General features: G+C 61.5%; 19 protein-coding genes. 9 read left to right on the top strand and 10 right to left on the bottom strand.

What is annotated here, in order from left to right; all coding sequences use genetic code 11:
* Positions 1-8: 8 nt before the first annotated feature.
* Genes AC0J41_RS04790 through AC0J41_RS04780 form a run of 3 tightly spaced genes read right to left on the bottom strand, consistent with a single transcriptional unit; the run spans position 9 to position 2,046 of the window.
* Complete coding sequence (locus tag AC0J41_RS04790; RefSeq protein ID WP_025110717.1) at positions 9-626, bottom strand: TPM domain-containing protein; 618 nt, start codon at positions 624-626, stop codon at positions 9-11.
* Positions 627-659: 33 nt separating this feature from the next.
* Complete coding sequence (locus AC0J41_RS04785) at positions 660-1,412, bottom strand: TPM domain-containing protein (RefSeq protein WP_473014714.1); 753 nt, start codon at positions 1,410-1,412, stop codon at positions 660-662.
* Between the two features lie 25 nt (positions 1,413-1,437).
* Entirely contained in the window at positions 1,438-2,046 is a 609-nt protein-coding gene (locus AC0J41_RS04780) for a LemA family protein (protein WP_025110719.1), read from the bottom strand.
* A gap of 260 nt (positions 2,047-2,306) precedes the next feature.
* On the opposite strand from AC0J41_RS04780, the gene bglX reads away from it, so the two are divergent.
* Complete coding sequence (gene bglX / locus AC0J41_RS04775) at positions 2,307-4,598, top strand: beta-glucosidase BglX (RefSeq protein ID WP_473014712.1); 2,292 nt, start codon at positions 2,307-2,309, stop codon at positions 4,596-4,598.
* 137 nt (positions 4,599-4,735) lie between these two features.
* Here the strand turns inward: bglX and AC0J41_RS04770 are convergent, their stop codons facing one another.
* The 5 genes from AC0J41_RS04770 to AC0J41_RS04750 form a co-directional block, all read right to left on the bottom strand.
* Positions 4,736-5,893 carry a phospholipase D-like domain-containing protein gene (locus AC0J41_RS04770; protein ID WP_473014711.1) on the bottom strand — a complete coding sequence of 386 codons (1,158 nt, stop codon included), beginning with the start codon at positions 5,891-5,893 and terminating at the stop codon, positions 4,736-4,738.
* A gap of 1 nt (position 5,894) precedes the next feature.
* A complete protein-coding gene (locus AC0J41_RS04765; RefSeq protein ID WP_473014710.1) occupies positions 5,895-6,485 on the bottom strand; it encodes a YceI family protein in 591 nt (196 codons plus the stop codon).
* A 168-nt stretch (positions 6,486-6,653) separates the two neighbouring features.
* Positions 6,654-6,959, bottom strand: a complete 306-nt coding sequence (locus tag AC0J41_RS04760) for an amidase (RefSeq protein WP_473014709.1) — start codon at positions 6,957-6,959, stop codon at positions 6,654-6,656.
* Positions 6,956-8,035, bottom strand: a complete 1,080-nt coding sequence (locus AC0J41_RS04755) for a serine hydrolase domain-containing protein (RefSeq protein WP_473014708.1) — start codon at positions 8,033-8,035, stop codon at positions 6,956-6,958. The genes AC0J41_RS04760 and AC0J41_RS04755 overlap by 4 nt, the downstream gene beginning before the upstream one ends.
* A gap of 167 nt (positions 8,036-8,202) precedes the next feature.
* On the bottom strand, positions 8,203-9,081 hold the full coding sequence (locus AC0J41_RS04750) for an acyl-CoA dehydrogenase (protein WP_473014707.1): 879 nt from the start codon (positions 9,079-9,081) through the stop codon (positions 8,203-8,205).
* A 152-nt stretch (positions 9,082-9,233) separates the two neighbouring features.
* Here AC0J41_RS04750 and olsB point away from each other — a divergent pair, with 152 nt between their 5' ends.
* Positions 9,234-9,989 carry an L-ornithine N(alpha)-acyltransferase gene (gene olsB, locus AC0J41_RS04745; RefSeq protein WP_025110726.1) on the top strand — a complete coding sequence of 252 codons (756 nt, stop codon included), beginning with the start codon at positions 9,234-9,236 and terminating at the stop codon, positions 9,987-9,989.
* Positions 9,989-10,780 (top strand): lysophospholipid acyltransferase family protein, encoded by a 792-nt coding sequence (locus AC0J41_RS04740; RefSeq protein WP_473014706.1) that lies wholly within the window; start codon positions 9,989-9,991, stop codon positions 10,778-10,780. Before olsB ends, AC0J41_RS04740 begins: the two co-directional genes overlap by 1 nt.
* Positions 10,781-10,887: 107 nt before the next feature.
* On the opposite strand, the gene AC0J41_RS04735 is transcribed toward AC0J41_RS04740, so the two are convergent.
* Positions 10,888-11,466 (bottom strand): acyl carrier protein phosphodiesterase, encoded by a 579-nt coding sequence (locus tag AC0J41_RS04735; protein WP_473014705.1) that lies wholly within the window; start codon positions 11,464-11,466, stop codon positions 10,888-10,890.
* A gap of 169 nt (positions 11,467-11,635) precedes the next feature.
* On the opposite strand from AC0J41_RS04735, the gene AC0J41_RS04730 reads away from it, so the two are divergent.
* The 3 genes from AC0J41_RS04730 to AC0J41_RS04720 are packed head-to-tail and all read left to right on the top strand — an operon-like array spanning position 11,636 to position 14,208.
* Positions 11,636-11,956 carry an ArsR/SmtB family transcription factor gene (locus AC0J41_RS04730; protein ID WP_025110729.1) on the top strand — a complete coding sequence of 107 codons (321 nt, stop codon included), beginning with the start codon at positions 11,636-11,638 and terminating at the stop codon, positions 11,954-11,956.
* A gap of 5 nt (positions 11,957-11,961) precedes the next feature.
* Positions 11,962-13,128, top strand: coding sequence for an MFS transporter (locus AC0J41_RS04725; RefSeq protein WP_473014704.1), 1,167 nt, complete (start codon positions 11,962-11,964; stop codon positions 13,126-13,128).
* Positions 13,129-13,158: 30 nt separating this feature from the next.
* Positions 13,159-14,208, top strand: coding sequence for an alkene reductase (locus tag AC0J41_RS04720; RefSeq protein ID WP_473014703.1), 1,050 nt, complete (start codon positions 13,159-13,161; stop codon positions 14,206-14,208).
* A 355-nt stretch (positions 14,209-14,563) separates the two neighbouring features.
* Here the strand turns inward: AC0J41_RS04720 and emhR are convergent, their stop codons facing one another.
* Positions 14,564-15,196: an efflux system transcriptional repressor EmhR gene (gene emhR, locus AC0J41_RS04715; RefSeq protein ID WP_473014702.1), complete on the bottom strand. Its 633-nt coding sequence runs from the start codon at positions 15,194-15,196 to the stop codon at positions 14,564-14,566.
* A 267-nt stretch (positions 15,197-15,463) separates the two neighbouring features.
* On the opposite strand from emhR, the gene AC0J41_RS04710 reads away from it, so the two are divergent.
* Genes AC0J41_RS04710 through emhC form a run of 3 tightly spaced genes read left to right on the top strand, consistent with a single transcriptional unit; the run spans position 15,464 to position 21,228 of the window.
* Positions 15,464-16,618: an efflux RND transporter periplasmic adaptor subunit gene (locus tag AC0J41_RS04710; protein WP_473014701.1), complete on the top strand. Its 1,155-nt coding sequence runs from the start codon at positions 15,464-15,466 to the stop codon at positions 16,616-16,618.
* A 3-nt stretch (positions 16,619-16,621) separates the two neighbouring features.
* Complete coding sequence (gene emhB, locus AC0J41_RS04705) at positions 16,622-19,771, top strand: efflux RND transporter permease subunit EmhB (RefSeq protein WP_473014700.1); 3,150 nt, start codon at positions 16,622-16,624, stop codon at positions 19,769-19,771.
* Positions 19,768-21,228, top strand: coding sequence for an efflux RND transporter outer membrane subunit EmhC (emhC, locus tag AC0J41_RS04700; RefSeq protein ID WP_473014698.1), 1,461 nt, complete (start codon positions 19,768-19,770; stop codon positions 21,226-21,228). Before emhB ends, emhC begins: the two co-directional genes overlap by 4 nt.
* Positions 21,229-21,425 lie beyond the last annotated feature (197 nt).

Raw genomic sequence — 21,425 nt, 5'->3', positions numbered from 1 at the left:
CGGGAAGATCAGGCCAGCACGATAAGCCGATTCGGCAATTCATTCCTCACCTGCGTCACCGGCACATGCACTTTCAGCAGCTCGCCGCAGGCCTCGATGCAGGTGACGAACCCGTCCAGCGTGCGCCCCTGCCGCACTTGCTCGGTGAATGCCGCGACAATCGCATCCCAGCTCTTGTTGTCCAGCCGTCTGGAAATGCCCTCATCCACCAGAATTTCCACATAGCGCTCAGCCTCACAGACAAAAATCAGCACCCCGGTGCTGCCCACCGTGTGGTGCAGGTTCTGTTCGAGAAACTGCCGCCGCGCCAGGTTCGACGCACGCCAGTGCCGCACCCGGCGCGGGATCAGGTGGGTGGTGACCTTCGGCAAACGAAACAGCAGGCACAGGACGATGAACAGCCCCCATTGCACCAGCAACAGGCTGTGCATGGTCAGCCAGCCGGTCAGGTAATGCACGATGCCCGGCACCAGCAGCGCCAGCAGGCTGGCCCACAGCAACGGGATATACGCGTAGTCGTCGGCGCGGGCCGCCAGCACCGTCACCAGTTCGGCGTCGGTGTCGCGCTCGACCCGGGCAATCGCCTCGGCGACTTTGCGTTGTTCGTGTTCGGTCAGTAATGCCATGTCGAAAAGTGCCTGATCATTATTGTTGTGTGTTCACCAGCCGCCGGACGAACCACCGCCGCCGAAACTGCCCCCGCCGCCGCTGAAGCCCCCGCCTCCACCGCCGCCGCCAAAACCACCACCACCGAAACCGCCCCCGCCACCGGAGCCGCCACGGCCGGCGGGAAGGATACCGAGCATCTGGCAGACAAACACCGTCAGGATGAACAACATCAGCAGAAAAACGAACAGCGCCGGATGCCGCGAGACGAAATCGTCGGACGGGTCACCACTCGGCTCATACACCGTCGAGGGCTCGTCCAGCGGGTTGCCGCCCAGCACCACCAGCATCGCCGCCACGCCATCGCTGATGCCCTTGCTGAAATTGCCGGTCTTGAACGCCGGGGTAATCACTTGATGGATGATCACCGAAGTCTGTGCATCGGTCAGCCGATCCTCCAGCCCGTAACCGACTTCGATGCGCAGCTTGCGCTCGTCCCGGGCGACGATCAGCAGCGCGCCGTTGTTTTTGTCCTTCTGGCCGATGCCCCAGTGCCGGCCCAGTTGCACGCCGTAATCTTCGATGGTGGTGCCTTGCAGATCGGGCACCGTGACCACCACCAGTTGCTCGCCGGTCGCCTGCTCATGAGCTTGCAACTGCTGGCTCAACTGCGCGCGCACCGAGGGTTCGAGCATTTGCGCCTCGTCCACCACCCGCCCGCTCAGCGCCGGGAACGTCAACTCGGCCCGGGCGCTGACGGCAAACAGCCACAGCATCAGCACCAGGCCTATCTTCAACACACGCATGGGCAACCTCATCCGCAACAACGGATCAGAACTTCACTTCCGGGGCCTTTTCCGCACCGGGGGTGGTGGCTTCGAAGGTTTCGCGAATCGGCAGATCGCTGTACATCACGCTGTGCCAGAGGCGACCGGGAAAGGTGCGGATCTCGGTGTTGTACTTCTGCACCGCCAGAATGAAATCGCGCCGCGCCACGGCAATCCGGTTTTCCGTGCCTTCGAGCTGCGATTGCAGGGCCAGGAAGTTCTGATTGGCCTTCAGGTCCGGATATCGCTCGGACACCACCATCAGACGGCTCAATGCACCGCTCAACTGATCCTGGGCCTGCTGGAACTGCTTGAGTTTTTCCGGGTTGTCGAGGGTGCTGGCATCGACCTGGATCGATGTCGCCTTGGCCCGGGCCTCGACCACTGCGGTCAGGGTCGCCTCTTCATGCTTGGCGTAGCCTCTGACGGTTTCCACCAGATTGGGGATCAGGTCGGCGCGGCGCTGGTACTGGTTCTGTACCTGGCCCCAGGCCGCCTTGGCCTGCTCGTCTAGGGTCGGAATGTTGTTGATGCCACACGCGGTCAACAACGTGGCGAGCACCAGCAGCGTGGCGATCTGCAAACGCGAGCGGTAGGTTGGACTGACATTCATCAAAGTGATGCTCCCTGGCGTATTTCGTGAAAAGACCGACCGTGAAACCTTCTGCATCGGCGGTTGGGGCATAATCGGCCGCGCCACTGGATTGCAACGGGCCAATGGGCTAAAAAGAGGCCCTGCGCATACGCTGCCGACGGTCGGCGGGCGTTTTTCGGCTCGGTCTTTTTGAGCCTGCACCCGAACAACAATAGTCGCTCCCTAACTTTTGGCTGGCCGGCATTGCATTGCCGTTTGGGCCCTTGAGAAAAATATTCATGAAGAAGCTGTGTTTGCTGGGTCTGTTCGTCAGCCTGGCCAGTCATCAAGTATTGGCCGCCACGACCCCGGTACCCCTGGAAAACAAGGACGCGTTCATCAGCAATCTGATGAAGCAAATGACCCTCGATGAAAAGATCGGCCAGTTGCGCCTGATCAGCATCGGCCCGGAAATGCCCCGCGAACTGATCCGCAAAGAGATCGCCGCCGGCAACATCGGCGGTACGTTCAACTCGATCACCCGCCCGGAAAACCGTCCGATGCAGGACGCGGCGATGCGCAGCCGCCTGAAGATCCCGATGTTTTTTGCGTACGACGTGATCCACGGTCACCGTACGATTTTCCCGATTCCGCTGGCCCTGGCGTCGAGCTGGGACATGGACGCCATCGGCCAGTCCGGGCGCATTGCCGCCAAAGAGGCCGCCGCCGACAGCCTCGACATCACCTTCGCGCCGATGGTCGATATCTCCCGCGACCCGCGCTGGGGCCGCAGCTCCGAGGGTTTCGGCGAAGACACCTACCTGACTTCGCGCATCGCCAAAGTGATGGTCAAGGCCTATCAGGGCGACACCCCGAGCGCATCCGACAGCATCATGGCCAGCGTCAAGCACTTCGCCCTGTATGGCGCAGTCGAGGGCGGTCGTGACTACAACGTCGTCGACATGAGCCCGGTCAAGATGTACCAGGACTACCTGCCACCGTACCGCGCGGCGATCGATGCCGGCGCCGGCGGGGTGATGGTGGCGTTGAATTCGATCAACGGTATTCCGGCCACGGCCAACACCTGGCTGATGAACGATCTGCTGCGCAAGGACTGGGGTTTCAAGGGCCTGGCGGTCAGCGACCACGGTGCGATCTTCGAACTGATCAAGCACGGCGTCGCCGCCGACGGTCGCGAAGCGGCGAAGCTGGCGATCAAGGCCGGCATCGACATGAGCATGAACGACACCCTGTACGGCAAAGAGCTGCCGGGGCTGCTCAAGTCCGGCGAGATTGAACAGAAAGACATCGACAACGCGGTACGCGAAGTGCTCGCCGCCAAGTACGACATGGGCCTGTTCAAGGACCCGTACCTGCGCATCGGCAAGGCCGAGGATGATCCGGCCGACACCTACGCCGACAGCCGCCTGCACCGCGCCGAGGCCCGCGAAGTGGCGCGCCGCAGCCTGGTGCTGCTGAAGAACCAGAACGACACGCTGCCGCTGAAGAAAACCGCGAAAGTCGCGCTGGTCGGCCCGCTGGCCAAGGCCCCGATCGACATGATGGGCAGCTGGGCGGCGGCGGGTAAACCGGCGCAATCGGTCACTCTGTTTGATGGCATGAACTCGGTGATCGGCGACAAGGCGAACCTGATCTACGCCCGTGGCGCGAACATCACCAGCGACAAGAAGGTGCTCGATTACCTGAACTTCCTCAATTTCGATGCGCCGGAAGTGGTCGATGACCCGCGCCCGGCCAACGTGCTGATCGACGAAGCGCTGAAAGCCGCCAAGGACGCCGATGTGATCGTTGCCGCCGTGGGCGAGTCCCGTGGCATGTCCCACGAATCGTCCAGCCGCACCGACCTGAACATCCCGGAAAACCAGCGCGAGCTGATCCGCGCGCTGAAAGCCACCGGCAAGCCACTGGTGCTGGTGCTGATGAACGGCCGACCGCTGACCCTTCTCGAAGAGAACCAGTCGGCCGACGCGATTCTCGAAACCTGGTTCAGCGGCACCGAGGGCGGCAATGCCATCGCTGACGTGCTGTTCGGCGACTACAACCCGTCGGGCAAACTGCCGGTGACCTTCCCGCGTTCCGTGGGCCAGATCCCGACCTACTACAACCACCTGAGCATTGGCCGGCCGTTCACGCCGGGCAAACCGGGTAACTACACCTCGCAGTATTTCGACGACACCACAGGTCCGCTGTTCCCGTTCGGCTATGGCCTGAGCTACACCCAATTCACCCTGAGCGACATGGCGCTGTCATCGACCACGCTGAACACCACCGGCAAGCTCGATGCCAGTGTCACCCTGAAAAACACCGGCAAGCGCGACGGCGAAACCGTGGTGCAGCTGTACATTCAGGACGTCACCGGTTCAATGATCCGCCCGGTGAAAGAACTGAAGAACTTCCAGAAAATCATGCTCAAGGCCGGTGAACAGAAAGTCGTGCATTTCACCATCACCGAGGATGATCTGAAGTTCTACAACGCCCAGCTCAAGTACGCGGCGGAGCCTGGCAAGTTCAACGTGCAGATCGGCCTGGATTCGCAGGACGTGACGCAGCAGAGCTTTGAATTGCTGTAACAAGCACCGCAATACCCTGTAGGAGTGAGCCTGCTCGCGATTGCGGTCATTCAGCTGGATCAAAGCTGACTGACACACCGCATTCGGGAGCAAGCCCCCTCCCACATTTGGATTTCAGTGTTTATTTGGCGGAGCGACTAACCGCGTCTGTCGAGAATATTCACTACCACCCGATCCACCCATCCCCAAATCCGCTGCTTCACCCGTCGCCACAACGGTCGGCGCCGCCACTCTTCCAGACTCACCTGCTGACTCAGCCCGAAGTCCTTCTCGAAACTCTTCACCACCGCTGCCGTCAGTGACGGATCCAGTGCCTCCAGGTTCGCCTCCAGATTGAAGCGCAGGTTCCAGTGATCGAAGTTGCACGAGCCGATGCTCACCCAGTCGTCCACCAACACCATTTTCAGGTGCAGGAAGCACGGCTGGTATTCGAAGATCTGCACCCCGGCCTTGAGCAGGCGCGGGTAGTAGCGATGGCCGGCGTATCGCACTGACGGATGATCGGTGCGCGGCCCGGTCAGCAGCAACCGGACGTCGACACCACGGGCAGCGGCCTTGCGCAGCGAGCGGCGGATTTTCCAGGTGGGCAGGAAATACGGGGTGGCCATCCAGATGCGTTTCTGCCCGCTGTTCAAGGCGCGGAACAGTGATTGCAGAATGTCGCGGTGCTGGCGCGCATCGGCGTAAGCCACGCGGCCCATGCCCTCGCCCATGTCCGGCACCTTGGGCAAGCGTGGCAGGCCGACATGCGCCGAAGGCTTCCACGCCCGGCGATGACGGTTGGCAATCCATTGGCGGTCGAACAGTATCTGCCAGTCGAGCACCAGCGGGCCGGTGATTTCCACCATCACTTCATGCCACTCGCTGGTGTCCTGTTCCGGGGTCCAGAATTCATCGGTCACCCCGGTGCCGCCAACCACCGCCAGACGCTGATCGACCAGCAGCAGTTTGCGGTGATCGCGATAGAAATTGCCGACCCAGCGCCGCCAGTTCAGGCGATTGTAGAAACGCAGTTCGACCCCGGCTTTTATCAGGCGCTGACGCAGGTGCAGGGTAAACGCGAGGCTGCCGTAATCATCGAACAGGCAGCGCACCCGCACTCCGCGCTCGGCGGCCTGCACCAGCGCCTGGACCACGGCTTCGGCGCAGGCGCCCGCCTCCACCAGATACAACTCCAGTTCGACCTGTTCTTCAGCGCGGGCAATCTCCACCAGCATGCGCGGGAAGAATTGCGGGCCGTCGATCATCAGTTCGAAACGGTTGCCGTCACGCCACGGGAACACCGCGCCGCGCATGTCAGCGCGCCGTGAAGATCAGCACCGCACCCACCGGCACCGACAGACTGATGGCCGACAACCCGGCCAGGTTACGCAGGGTTTCCAGCCCCGGCACCAGATCGAAATCCTCGGCGTTGATCACCAACGGTTCCAGGGTCACCACTTGAAAGCGTCGGTCATCGAGACGCGTCGCCAGCAACTCGGCCGGGTATTCGTGTTGTTTGCCGTGCAGATTCACGGTCAGCGGCAGACGCAATTCAAGCTGCGCGCCGGGGGCCAGATCGTTGATCGGGCGCAGGTCGATCTGGGTGCTGATGGTCGCTTCCGGAAATTGCTCGATCTGGAACAGCTCCTTGCGCATGCGCTCGTCACGCAGCGGGATACCGCTGTTGATCGAGTCCAGTTCGACTTCGACCTCGGCCCGACCGCTGGGGTCGACCTTGCCGTGCAGCACCAGAAAACGCTGCACTTCGGAAACATGGGCATTCTTGGTGCTGACAAACGACAGCCGCGACGACTCGCCGTCCAAATACCAGTTGGCCTGCGCCGGCAACGCGGCGGCGGCCAATAGCAGACTGGCGAAGGCTGTAGAGAGGGGGCGGTTGAACATTGAACACTCGCTGGGCGATAAACCTGCACGAACCTTAACCGCCCACCGAGTTATTGCAAGCCCTGTGGGAACGAGCCTGCTCGCGAACTCAATGCACGTCGCACCGCAGGTATTGCGGCCAGCGCCGATTTCGCGAGCAGGCTCGCTGCCACAGAGGGATGGCGTAACTCAGGGATTGAGCCGGCAGCCCTGGCGTTCGCTCAGCCACTGTGCACGGTTGCTGCGGCCCATGCCGCTGATGGTGATGGTCTTGCTCGCGCTGTCGTCGGTAAAGCTGCTGGTGGGCAACCACTGTTTCACGTAGCCCCGGCAATACTGCGCTTCGTTGTTCATCACGTAGCGACACGAACAATATTCCTTCGCCGTGTAGGCACTGATGATGTCCGGAAACGCCCACAGGTTGTCCCGCTCGTGCCAGATCCAGCCGAGCAGCACGATCAACAGCAACAGCAGAATCCGCTTGAGCAGTTTCATGGCTGCACCGCCTTGAGCACGCGCTTGAGCAGTTCGTTATGGCGGTAGCTGCCGTCGCGATCATCGGCATAACGCACGATCACCAGTTTCTCGCTGGGGATCACATACAGTGCCTGGCCCCAGTGGCCCAAAGCGGCGAAGGTGTCGGGGGGCGCGTCGGGCCACGGCGAGGCGGCGCCATCGGCCGGGCGATTGAGCCACCACTGACCACCGGGCACCACCTCATCCTGATGCGCCTTGTAGCCGGCAAACGGTTCACGGTTGAAGGCCAGCCAAGCCTTGGGCAACAACTGTCGATCATTCCAGCGCCCGTCGCGGGCCATCAGCAGTCCGACCCGCGCCAGATCACGGGCGGTGAGATAGGCATAAGACGAGGCGACAAACGTGCCGCCGGCATCGGTTTCCCACACGGCGTGGCGAATGCCCAGTGGCTCGAACAGCGCCGTCCACGGATAGTCGGGATAACGCTGCGGGCCGACCATGTTTCTCAGCGCGGCGGCCAACAGATTGCTGTCGCCACTGGAATAACGGAACGCCTGCCCCGGTGGCGCGTAGGCGTCGCGATCGGCGGTGAACCCGGGCATGTCGCGATGCCCCCGGGTATAGAGCATCGCCACCACTGAGGACTTCAGCGGGGCGTATTCGTAGTCTTCCTGCCAGTCCAGGCCGGAAGCCCAGTGCAGCAGGTCGGCGACGGTGATGGTCGGGTGTTTTTCCAGTGGCGGGTAGAACCTCACGGCCGGATCTTCGAGCCCGAACAAGCCTTCGCCATACGCCACGCCCAGCACCGTGGCCATCAGGCTTTTACTGATCGACCAGGTCAGGTGCGGGGTCTCGGCACGGGTCGGGCCGGCGTAGCGTTCGTAGATGATCTGGCCGTCGCGGATGATCAGCAGCGCGTCGGTGCGGATGCCTTTGCGGGTGGTGTCGTCGCGGGGTGGGAAGGCGTAACTCGCCAAAGCCTCTGCGGTTGGGTCACTGATCTTCGGGCCGGTCGGCCATTGTTCAGCAGGCCATGGTTCGGCGTGAACGGTGAAGCTGATCAGCAGCAGAAACAGAGGCAGGCCTTTGAACATGGTGAGGGCTCTGGGAATGAACCTGCTCAGATTAGTCGGGGTTTATGACAGAGGTGCAGTGATTTTGCGGCCGCCTTCGCGAGCAGGCTCGCTCCCACAGTTGACCGAGCTCCTTCAGTAGGAATGCGATCAAACTGTGGGAGCGGGCTTGCTCGCGAAGAGGCCCGTCAGCCCACCGCCAAAGCGTTGGCCAGGCGCTTGGCTCGTGCCCCCGCCGCCAACTGCATCACCGACTGATCACGCTGCCACATCGCCGCCCACTCGGGACTGCTATCGGCCATCGCCTGATCGACCTCGATTTTCAGCGCATCAAACTGCGCAAACAACCCACCCAGCAACACATGCCCGAACGGATTGTCCGGCGGCTGGCGGCTCGCCTCCGCACACCCGGCCAATAGCGCCAGCAAGCGCAATTGCAGGGTCTGCGACCAGCCACTGTCCTGGCCGACGCCATACAGCCACGCGGTCATGGCGCTCAACACATAGACATCTTCCAGGGTGCGAAACGGCTTCACATAAGCATCCCAGCCATCCCCGGCGAGCAACTCGCACAGCGCGCCATCCAGATGCAGCCGACCGTGACTGATGTCCGGCATCAACGGCAGTGCCGGGAGTTTTTCCACACGCACGCCGGGTTCGCCGGGGTACACCACCGCCAGACTCAGGCGTGGTGACTCGCCGGGCTCTTCATGGCGCGCGGCGACGAGCAGCCAGTCTGCCGCATCCCCTGCGGTGACGAAATCTTTCTGCCCACTGAGGCGCAAATCAGTCAGGCGCGTCTGCATGTCCGCCGGGCGCAGGCTGCGCTGTTCGGTCGCACACAGCGCGCCAAGACTTGGCGGTGCGCTCGGCCAGAGCATGCGCAATGCCGCCTGATAACCCACCAGAAATGCGAGCCCCGGTGTCGCCATTCGCCGCCCTCCCGCCACCGCAAGTTCGAACGGCGTCACGTTGCCCAATTGATGCAACAACATGGCGAAACCCTCCTCCAGATCAGCGACGGCGGGCAGGCGTTCACGGCTTTCGAGCAGGCTGGGCCAGGGCATAGAGGCTCCTTGTGGGCTGTCATACAAGCATCACCAAACGTTCATGGCGATGACACCGGGGCTACATAGCCTGACTTTGCACAACATGGCTGCATAAAGAAAGTCGATCGGCTGCAACCCACGACGGGTTCAAGGCCCGTACGGAGATTCAAATGACTCAGATCGCCCGCATCAGCGACACCGGCAATGAACGCCGCCTGCAAGCCGAACGCCTGATCGGCGCCGAGGCCTTGCAGCAAGCCCAGGCCTTGCGTTTCAACGTGTTCAGCGGCGAATTCAACGCCAAGCTGAAAGGCGCGGAACTGGGTCTGGACATGGATGACTATGATGTTCACTGCAGCCACATCGGCGTGCGTGACTTGAACACCGGGCGTCTGGTCGCCACCACCCGTTTGCTCGATCACACAGCTGCCAGCAGCCTGGGCAAGTTCTACAGCGAAGAAGAATTCAGCCTGCATGGCCTGGCGCACCTGCAAGGGCCGATCCTCGAAATCGGCCGCACCTGCGTCGACCCGGCCTATCGCAACGGCGGCACTATCGCCGTGCTCTGGGGCGAACTGGCCGAAGTCCTCAACCAGGGTGGCTACAGCTACCTGATGGGTTGCGCGAGCATTCCGATGCAAGACGGCGGCGTGCAGGCCCACGCGATCATGCAGCGCTTGCGTGAACGCTATCTGTGCACCGAGCACCTGCGCGCCGAACCGAAAAATCCGCTGCCATCGCTGGATATCCCATCCAACGTGATCGCCGAAATGCCACCGCTGCTCAAGGCCTACATGCGTCTGGGCGCGAAGATCTGCGGCGAGCCGTGCTGGGACGAAGACTTCCAGGTCGCCGACGTATTCATCCTGCTCAAGCGCGACGAACTCTGCCCGCGTTACGCCAAGCACTTCAAGGCGGCGGTGTGATGAGCCGGTTGCGGGTGTACGCGCGAATCGCGCGGGTGCTGGTGGTGGTGACGCTGGGCCTGACCATGGCCAGCGTCTTCGGCGTGTTCGAGCGTCTGGGCCTGGCCCACTCGATGCAGCGCCGGCAGCGCTGGTCGCGATTTTTCATGGCGCGCCTGAGCAATGCCCTGCCCTTTCGCGTGACCGTGCATGGCGAGTTGCCGAAGCAGCCGATGCTGTGGGTCAGCAATCATGTGTCATGGACCGACATTCCGCTGCTGGGCATGCTCACGCCGCTGTCGTTTCTGTCCAAGGCCGAGGTGCGCACCTGGCCGGTGGCCGGTTGGCTGGCGGCCAAGGCTGGCAGTCTGTTCATCCGTCGCGGTTCGGGCGACAGCCAATTGATCCGCAAACAGATGACCCGCCACCTGCAAACCCGACATCCGCTGCTGATGTTCCCGGAAGGCACCACCACCGACGGCCGCTCGCTGCGCACCTTTCATGGTCGCCTGCTGTCGGCGGCGATTGATTCCGAGGTGATGCTGCAACCGGTGGTGATCCGTTATCTGCGCGATGGCGAAATCGATACCCTGGCGCCGTTCATTGGTGACGATGATCTTCTGTCGCACCTGATGCGCCTGTTCAGCAATGATTGCGGCGATGTCGAAGTGCATCTGCTCAAGCCGATTGCCTGTCAGGGCCGGGAGCGCGCGGCGCTGGCGTTTGAAGCGCAGCAGGCGGTGCAGAAGGCGTTGTTTGGCACGATCCCGGAGAAACAGACAGCACCAATGCGCCCCGCTATTGCTGCCTGAGCACTGATCCCCGGTGGGAGCGGGCTTGCTCGCGAAGGCGCTGTGTCATTCAACATTTTTGATGGATGATCCAGCGCATTCGCGAGCAAGCCCGCTCCCACAGGGGGTTACTGTGTTGCCGAGGTTTGTACAAATTCTTGAAGTTGCGGGTAGAACAGGCGGAAGTCTTCACTCAGCGGCTCATACAAGCGCCGCAACTCCTGCATCGCCCCCGCCAGTTCCTCGGGCCGGGTCAGGCGCCGGGAGATCCCGCGCAGTACCTGCTCCAGCACTTCGAACTGCTGATACGAACCCAGCCAGTCATTGGCGACCATGTGCGGTGCAATCTGCGCCAGGCGCTCGGGCAACTGCCGTTCACTCGACAGCACCCGGTAAACGTCGGCCGTGAACTGCTCCAGCGGCTGATCGGCGTACAGCGTCCAGTCGCGCGCCAGGCAATGATCAAAAAACACATCGAGGACGATCCCGGCGTAACGCCGACGAGTCTGCGAAAAGCGCCCGAGCGCGGTGTCCACCAACGGGTGGCGATCGGTGAACACATCAATGCGCCGGTGCAACTGAATCGCCGCCTCAATCTGCGGCGCAAACTGCCCCTGCAGCCGTCCTTTGACGAAATCGCCATACAGACTGCCGAGTAATTGCTCGGGGCGCTGGCCTCCGAGGTGTAAATGTGCGAGATAGTTCATGGGCGCAGCTTAGCACTGCGCGCTTTCATCGTTACACCACACATATCGTTATAACCCGATATACCGATTTATGCGGTCGTCAGATCAAATTCATATTGGTATATCGCGAAATACCGATTTAAAGTTCGCCTCATCGCGATATAGCGCTACACATCACGAGCACAAAGCCATGAACCTCGACCTCGACGAAATAATAAAAGCCCTGGCACACCCAGTACGGCGAGACATCCTCATCTGGCTGAAAGACCCCAAAGCCGAGTTTCCGGAACAACTGCACAACCACGAGTACGGGATCTGCGCCGGGCAGATCGATCAACGCTGCGGCCTGTCGCAGTCGACCGTTTCCGCTCATCTGGCGACCCTGCAACGCGCCGGCCTGATCAGCAGCCAGAAGGCCGGCCAGTGGCACTTCTTCAAACGCAACGAGGACGTGATTCAAGCGTTCCTCGACGCCATCGTCAAAGAGCTCAGCGCTCCCACAAGGAATTGATTCAAATGCCCCTCTCGCTACTCATTCTGGCCTTGAGCGCCTTCGCCATCGGCACCACCGAGTTCGTCATCATGGGCCTGCTGCCCGATGTGGCGGCTGATCTGGGTGTGTCGATTCCGGGCGCCGGCTGGCTGGTGACCGGTTACGCCTTGGGCGTAGCCATCGGTGCGCCGTTCATGGCACTGGCCACCGCCAGACTGCCGCGCAAGGCGGCACTGGTAGCGCTGATGGGGATTTTCATCGTCGGTAACCTGCTGTGCGCCATCGCCAGTGACTACAACGTGCTGATGTTTGCCCGTGTCGTCACCGCGCTGTGCCACGGTGCGTTCTTCGGTATCGGTTCTGTAGTAGCCGCCGGGCTGGTGGCGCCGAACAAACGGGCGTCCGCCGTGGCGTTGATGTTCACCGGCCTGACCCTGGCCAACGTGCTCGGCGTGCCGCTGGGTACCGCGCTGGGTCAGGAAGCCGGCTGGCGTTCGACCTTCTGGGCCGTGACCGTGATTGGTGTGGTTGCGCTGATCGGCCTGATCCGCTTTCTGCCGGCCAAGCGTGACGAAGAAAAACTCGACATGCGCGCCGAACTCGCCGCCCTCAAAGGCGCCGGCATCTGGTTGTCGCTGAGCATGACCGCGCTGTTCGCCGCATCGATGTTCACCCTCTTCACCTACATCGCGCCGCTGCTGGGCGATGTCACCGGCGTCTCGCCAAAAGGCGTGACCTGGACCCTGCTGCTGATCGGCCTGGGTCTGACCGTGGGCAACATCATCGGCGGCAAACTGGCGGACAAGCGCTTGGGCGCCACCCTGATCGGCGTGTTCGTGGCGATGGCGGTGGTGTCCACCGTGCTCAGCTGGACCAGCGTCGCGCTGATCCCGACGGAAATCACCCTGTTCCTTTGGGCCACCGCCTCCTTTGCCGCCGTGCCGGCGCTGCAAGTCAACGTGGTGACCTTCGGCAAGGCGGCACCGAACCTGGTATCGACCCTGAACATCGGCGCTTTCAACATCGGCAACGCCCTCGGCGCCTGGGTCGGCGGCAGCGTCATCGCCCACGGTTTCGGCCTGACCAGCGTGCCCCTGGCCGCGGCAGCCCTGGCGGTCCTCGCGCTGCTCGTGACCCTGATCACTTTCCGTCAGAACGGCGCTGCCGGCCTGGCCACTGCTACCCACTGATTAACCACTTCACTGACGAGGGTTGTACACATGGCAACTATTTTCGATCCGATCAAACTGGGCGACCTCGAGCTGTCCAACCGCATCATCATGGCCCCGCTGACCCGCTGCCGCGCCGACGAAGGCCGCGTGCCAAACGCGCTGATGGCCGAATACTACGTACAACGTGCCTCCGCCGGCCTGATTCTCAGCGAGGCCACTTCGGTAACCCCGCTGGGCGTCGGCTACCCGGACACCCCGGGCATCTGGTCCAACGATCAGGTGCGCGGCTGGACCAACGTGACCAAGGCCGTACACGCCGCTGGCGGCAAGATCGTCCTGCAACTGTGGCACGTCGGCCGGATCTCACACCCCTCGTACCTCAACGGTGAAGCCCCGGTCGCACCGAGCGCCATCCAGCCCAAAGGTCACGTCAGCCTGGTGCGCCCACTGGCCGACTACCCGACCCCGCGCGCGCTGGAGACCGCTGAAATCGCCGAGATCGTCGACGCCTACCGCACCGGTGCCGAGAACGCCAAGGCCGCCGGTTTCGACGGCGTGGAAATCCACGGCGCCAACGGCTACCTGCTCGACCAGTTCCTGCAAAGCAGCACCAACCAGCGCACCGACAACTACGGCGGTTCCCTGGAGAACCGTGCGCGTCTGCTGCTCGAAGTGACTGACGCGGCGATCGAAGTCTGGGGCGCCGGCCGTGTCGGCGTGCACCTGGCACCCCGCGCCGACTCCCACGACATGGGTGACGACAACCTCGCCGAGACGTTCACCTACGTCGCTCGCGAACTGGGCAAGCGCGGCATCGCCTTCATCTGCTCCCGCGAAAAAGAAGGCGCCGACAGCCTCGGCCCACAACTGAAAGAAGCCTTCGGCGGCGCGTACATCGCCAACGAACGCTTCACCAAGGACAGCGCCAATGCGTGGCTGGCTGAAGGCAAGGCTGACGCGGTGGCCTTCGGCGTACCGTTCATTGCCAACCCGGACCTGCCGGCACGCCTGAAAGCCGATGCACCGCTCAACGATGCACGTCCGGAACTGTTCTATGGCAAAGGCCCGGTCGGCTACATCGACTACCCAACGCTGTAAGCCAAACCGCAGAAACGCAAAAGCCCCCGACTTGTGAGAGTCGGGGGCTTCTTTTTTGGGTTTGTCTCGCAACAGCTGGAGCTCCATTGTGGGAGCGGGCTTGCTCGCGAAAGCGGTATAACAGTCGACAGATGCATTGAATGTCCAGACGCCTTCGCGAGCAAGGCCGCTCCCACCCTGGCATCTTGGTGATGTCGACATTTGTTGGGATCGTCATTGACCACAGCTAACATTCGTTCACAGGGACGACACAAAATCCCTACAAAATCCGTAGCTCGCTACGTTTAAACTCGCGGTTCAGGCGTATATAAAAGCAGGCCGATTGACATAACCTGTGCCAATTACGCATTTTGTTTCATTTGCGCAGGCTGGGGCTCAGGCGCAGCATATCCAACCCTGTATCGACCCAACGCTCGGCCTCGGCATGCAATTCAAAGCTGTCGGGCGCCAATAGCCATCCATACAGAAGGCCATCGATATAGGCATGAATGCTGATGGCCGCACGGACAGTGTCGAGATCTTCCGGCAACTGGCCGCGATTTACCGCATTACGCAGGGTCAGGCCAATGCGCAGGTTGCATTCGAGACTGGCCGTCCGGCGCTGCTGGCGCAGATCGCACATTTCATCGGTGAATTCGCACTTATGAAACAGAATCTCGTTGATGCGACGGGTCTTCGGATCCAGGGCAACCTGATGGAACAGATGAATCAACAGTTTGCGCATGCAGCCCAGCGGATCGAGTTCGTCCTCGCTCTCGCTGGCCTTGGCCAGTTCATCCAGCGGCTCATGCAGGCTGTCGAGCATGGCCTGCACCAGATCGGCCTTGTTGCTGAAATGCCAATAAATGGCCCCGCGCGTGACGCCGGCCATTGTCGCGATATCCGCCAGGGTCGTGCGGGCCACGCCCCTTTCATAAAACGCTTTCTCGGCCGCTTCGAGAATCTGGCTTCGCGTTTCCTGAGCTTCCTCTTTGGTACGACGGACCATGGCAGTAAAACCTCAAACAGGATGTTTCAGGGATGGCTGACTATCCGCTGAATAAAGAAGGGGCCGATCTCTCACGAATCGGCTCCCCGGCCTACAATTTCAAACCTTGCGACGACTTTTGTAACAGGGTGGGTCCGAAGCCAAGGTGTTTACAAACAACCATGAACGTAAGTATATTCCTTAGCAAGCTACTTATCCACTCGACCCGATTTTTTTACCCTTCCACACTTCTTGTGCGCATTTTGCGCGCCTGACCCGAGGATCTTCATGCAATTCAAGCCAGCTGTTACCGCTCTGGTCACTGCCGTCGCCCTGGCATCGCTGCTCAGCGGATGTAAAAAGGAAGAAGCGGCCCCGGCCGCTCCGCCTCCTCAGGTCGGCGTCGTCACCCTGCAACCACAAGCGTTCACCCTGACGTCCGAACTGCCGGGCCGCACCAGCGCGTACCGCATCGCTGAAGTTCGACCACAGGTCAACGGCATCATTCTCAAGCGTCTGTTCAAGGAAGGCGGCGACGTCAAGGCCGGCCAGCAGCTGTATCAGATCGATCCGTCGGTCTATGAAGCGACCCTGAAAAGCGCCGAAGCCAACCTGCGTTCGACCAAGTCGATCTCCGACCGCTACAAGCAACTGGTCGATGAGCAGGCCGTCAGCCGTCAGGAATACGACACCGCCGTGTCCAACCGCATGGAATCGGAAGCCTCCTTGCAGAGCGCGCAGATCAACGTGCGTTACACCAAGGTCTACGCGCCGATCTCCGGTCGTATCGGCCGCTCTTCGGTGACCGAAGGCGCGTTGGTCAGCAATGGCCAGGCCGACGCGATGGCGACGATCCAGCAACTGGACCCGATCTACGTCAACGTCACCCAGTCCTCGGTTGAACTGCTGGAACTGCGCCGTGAGCTGGAAAGCGGTCGCCTGCAAAAGGCGGGTGACAACTCGGCAGCGGTCAAGCTGACCCTGGAAGACGGCAGCCAGTACAAGCTCGACGGTAAGCTGGAGTTCTCCGAAGTGTCGGTTGATCCGACTACCGGTTCCGTGACCCTGCGCGCCGTGTTCCCGAACCCGGATCACACCCTGCTGCCAGGCATGTTCGTGCGCGCCCAGTTGCAGGCCGGGGTCAACGCCGCCGCCATTCTGGCGCCGCAACAAGGCGTGACCCGTGACCTCAAGGGCAGCCCGACTGCACTGGTCGTCGGCGCCGACAACAAGGTCGAACTGCGTCAGCTCAAGGCCAGCCGCACTGTCGGCAGCCAGTGGCTGATCGAAGACGGCCTGAAAGCCGGCGATCGTCTGATCACCGAAGGCCTGCAATTCGTTCGCCCAGGTGTTCAGGTCAACCCGACTGAAGCGACTAACGTAGCCAAGAACCCGGCACCCGCCAAGGCAGATGACAAAGCCTACGGCGGCAAAGGGGAGTAACTCATGTCGAAATTTTTTATCGACCGTCCGATTTTCGCCTGGGTAATTGCCCTGGTGATCATGTTGGTCGGGGCTCTATCGATCCTGAAATTGCCAATCAACCAGTACCCGAGCATTGCGCCTCCGGCCATCGCGATCTCCGTGACCTACCCGGGTGCTTCGGCACAAACGGTTCAGGACACCGTGGTTCAGGTGATCGAGCAGCAGCTCAACGGTATCGACAACCTGCGTTATGTGTCCTCGGAAAGTAACTCCGACGGCAGCATGACCATCACTGCGACCTTCGAGCAAGGCACCAACTCCGACACCGCGCAGGTCCAGGTTCAGAACAAGCTGAACCTGGCCACCCCGTTGCTGCCGCAGGAAGTGCAGCAACAGGGTATCCGCGTGACCAAGGCAGTGAAGAACTTCCTGCTGGTGATCGGCGTGGTGTCGCGTGACGGCAGCATGACCAAGGACGACCTGTCCAACTACATCGTGTCGAACATGCAGGACCCGATCTCGCGGACCGCCGGTGTCGGTGACTTCCAGGTCTTCGGTGCCCAGTACGCGATGCGCATCTGGCTCGACCCGGCCAAGTTGAACAAGTACAACCTGACCCCGGCTGACGTCAGCACTGCCATTTCGGCGCAGAACGTCCAGGTGTCCTCCGGTCAGCTCGGCGGTTTGCCGGCGCTGCCTGGCCAGCAACTGAACGCCACGATCATCGGCAAGACCCGTCTGCAGACTGCCGAGCAGTTCAAGGCGATTCTGCTGAAGGTCAACCAGGACGGCTCGCAAGTGCACATCGGCGACGTCGCCGACGTCGGTCTGGGTGGCGAAAACTCGACCATCTCGGCGCAGTTCAACGGCAAGCCGTCGTCCGGTCTGGCGGTCAAGCTGGCCAACGGCGCCAACGCCCTGGACACCGCCAAGGCCCTGCGTAAAACCATCGACGAGCTCAGTCCGTTCTTCCCGCAAGGCATGGAAGTGGTATTCCCGTACGACACCACCCCGGTGGTGACCGAGTCGATCAAAGGTGTGGTTGAAACCCTGGTCGAAGCAATCGTGCTGGTGTTCCTGGTGATGTTCCTGTTCCTGCAGAATTTCCGCGCCACCGTCATCACCACGATGACCGTGCCGGTGGTATTGCTCGGTACGTTCGGGATCCTCGCGGCCTTTGGTTTCAGCATCAACACCCTGACCATGTTCGGTATGGTGCTGGCCATCGGCTTGCTGGTGGACGACGCCATCGTCGTGGTGGAAAACGTCGAGCGGGTGATGAGCGAGGAAGGCTTGTCACCGAAAGAGGCGACCAAGAAGTCCATGGGCCAGATTCAGGGCGCCCTGGTCGGTATTGCCTTGGTACTGTCGGCGGTACTGTTGCCGATGGCTTTCTTCAGCGGTTCCACCGGTGTGATCTACAAGCAGTTCTCGATCACCATCGTCTCGGCCATGGCCCTGTCGGTCATGGTTGCGCTGATTTTCACCCCGGCGCTGTGCGCCACCATGCTCAAGGCGATTCCGAAAGGCGAGCACGGCACGCCGAAAAAAGGTTTCTTCGGCTGGTTCAACCGCACCTTCGACAGCGGCGTCAGAAGCTACGAGCGCGGTGTCGGCAACATGCTGTCACGCAAGGCGCCGTACCTGCTGGCCTACCTGTTGATCGTGGTTGGCATGATCTGGCTGTTCACCCGCATTCCGACCGCGTTCCTGCCCGAAGAAGACCAGGGCGTACTGTTCGCCCAGGTGCAGACTCCGGCCGGCTCCAGTGCCGAGCGGACACAGGTGGTGATCGACGAAATGCGCTCCTACCTGCTGGAGAAAGAGTCCGGCGCGGTGGCTTCGGTGTTCACCGTGAACGGCTTCAACTTCGCCGGTCGTGGTCAGAGCTCGGGTCTGGCGTTCATCATGCTCAAGCCGTGGCACGAGCGTGATTCGAGCAACAGCGTGTTTGCCCTGGCTCAGCGTGCGCAGCAACACTTCTTCAGCTTCCGCGATGCGATGGTGTTTGCCTTCGCCCCGCCGGCAGTGCTGGAGCTGGGTAACGCCACCGGTTTCGACGTGTTCCTGCAAGACCGCGCCGGTATCGGTCACGAAAAACTGATGGAAGCGCGCAATCAGTTCCTCGGCATGGCCGCGCAGAGCAAGGTGCTCTACCAGGTGCGTCCGAACGGTCTGAACGACGAGCCGCAATACCATCTGGAAATCGACGATGCAAAAGCCCGCGCCCTCGGCGTGAGCATTTCCGACATCAACAGCACCCTGTCGATTTCCTTCGGTAGTAGCTACGTCAACGACTTCATCGACCGTGGTCGGGTGAAGAAGGTGTACGTGCAAGGTCAGGCCGGTGCTCGCATGAGCCCTGAAGACTTGAAGAAGTGGTATGTGCGCAACAGCGCCGGGACCATGGTGCCGTTCTCCGCATTCGCCAAGGGTGAGTGGATTTACGGATCGCCGAAACTGGCGCGTTACAACGGTGTAGAAGCGATGGAGATCCTCGGTTCTCCGGCGCCGGGTTATTCCACCGGTGAAGCGATGGCCGAAGTCGAAGCGATTGCCAAGAAGCTTCCGGCCGGTGTCGGTATCTCCTGGACGGGTCTGTCCTACGAGGAACGTCTGTCCGGCTCGCAAGCGCCAGCGCTGTACGCCCTGTCGCTGCTGATGGTGTTCCTGTGTCTGGCGGCGCTGTACGAGAGCTGGTCGATTCCGATCGCCGTTATGCTCGTGGTACCGCTGGGGATCATCGGTGCGCTGATGGCCACCAGCCTGCGCGGTCTGTCCAACGACGTGTACTTCCAGGTGGGTCTGTTGACGACCATCGGTCTGGCGGCTAAAAACGCCATTCTGATCGTCGAATTTGCCAAGGAGCTGCACGAGCAAGGGCGCAGTCTGCGCGATGCCGCGATCGAAGCGTGCCGCATGCGTCTGCGACCGATCATCATGACCTCGCTGGCGTTCGTCCTCGGTGTAGTACCGTTGGCAATCTCCACCGGCGCCGGTTCAGGCAGCCAGCACGCAATCGGTACCGGCGTGATTGGCGGTATGCTCACGGCCACGATCCTGGCGATCTTCTGGGTCCCACTGTTCTTCGTTACGGTTTCGTCCATGGGCCAGCGTAAAATCGCCGATCCGGATGAAACAACTGAAACTCCTAAAGAGGCTGGCCAATGAGCAAGTCGCTACTCTCCATCGCAGTCGCCGCCTTCGTGCTGAGCGGTTGCTCGCTGATACCCGATTATCAGCAGCCTGAGGCTCCGGTCGCAGGTCAGTACCCGCAAGGGCCGGCGTACTCGCCGGCCCAGGCACCGGCGCAGGCCGCTGCCGAGCAGGGCTGGAAGCAGTTTTTCCATGACCCGGCCCTGCAACAGCTGATTCAGGTCTCGCTTGAAAACAACCGCGACCTGCGGGTCGCAGCGCTGAACATCGACGCTTACGCGGCTCAATACCGCATCCAGCGGGCTGATCTGTTCCCGGCTGTTTCGGCCAACGCCAGCGGCAGCCGTCAGCGACTGCCGGCCAGGGCTTCGAGTACCGGCCAGGAGATGATCACCAGCCAGTATTCGGCGACCGTCGGCATCAGCGCCTATGAGCTCGACCTGTTCGGTCGGGTTCGCAGCCTGAGCGAACAAGCGTTGCAACAATACTTCGCCACCGAAGAAGCGCGCCGCAGCACCCAGATCAGTCTGGTGGCCAGCGTGGCCAACGCCTACCTGACCTGGCAGGCCGACAAGGAACTGCTCAAGCTGACGCAGGACACCCTCGGTGCCTTCGAGGAAAGCTACAAGCTGACCAGCCGCAGCAACGAAGTCGGTGTAGCCTCGGCACTCGACCTGGCGCAGTCGCGCACCTCGGTGGAAAACGCCCGGGCGCAACTGGCCAAGTACACCCGTCAGGTGGCTCAGGACGAAAACAGCCTGACCCTGCTGCTCGGCACCGGTATCCCGGCCAACCTGCAAGCAGCCAAACCGCTGTCGGATGACCTGCTCAGCGACGTACCGGCCGGTCTGCCTTCGGACCTGCTGCAACGTCGTCCGGACATCCTCCAGGCCGAGTACAACCTGAAGGCCGCCAACGCCAACATCGGCGCCGCCCGTGCAGCGTTCTTCCCGAGCATCAGCCTGACCGCCAACGCGGGCAGCCTGAGCCCGGACCTGTCCGGCCTGTTCAAGGGCGGTTCGGGCACGTGGCTGTTCCAGCCGCAGATCAACCTGCCGATCTTCAACGCCGGCAGCCTGCGCGCCAGCCTCGACTACGCCAAGATCCAGAAGGACATTGGCGTGGCGAACTACGAGAAGTCGATTCAAACCGCCTTCCAGGAAGTCGCCGACGGCCTGGCTGCACGTCAGACCTACACCGAACAGCTGCAAGCGCAGCGTGACTTCGTCGCGGCCAACCAGGATTACTACCGTCTGGCCGAGCGTCGTTACCGTATCGGTGTCGACAGCAACCTGACGTTCCTCGATGCCCAGCGTCAGCTGTTCAGCGCGCAACAGGCGCTGATCACCGACCGCCTCGCGCAGCTGACCAGTGCGGTCAACCTGTACAAGGCATTGGGCGGTGGCTGGAATGCGCAAACCGCGCAGAACGAACCGCTGAAAGAAGAAGCACCGAAGATGAAGCTGTTCTGATCATCCGGTGAACACAGAGAGCCCGCCATTTTGGCGGGCTTTTTGTTGCCCGCCAGAAAGTGATGTTGTCTGGGCTCGCGAAGAGGCCTTGGCAATCACTACAAAACCCGGCTCAATCTTGCGTTCGATAATCGCCCATAACCCGCTTTAGCCAATTGAATCCATCCGTCCGCGCCCCGCACCATTCGACCCACAAA

Source organism: Pseudomonas sp. Arb-4-2C (assembly GCF_055755015.1).
Note: the sequence above shows the minus strand (reverse complement) of the source record. Positions and strands in the feature narration are given on the sequence as shown.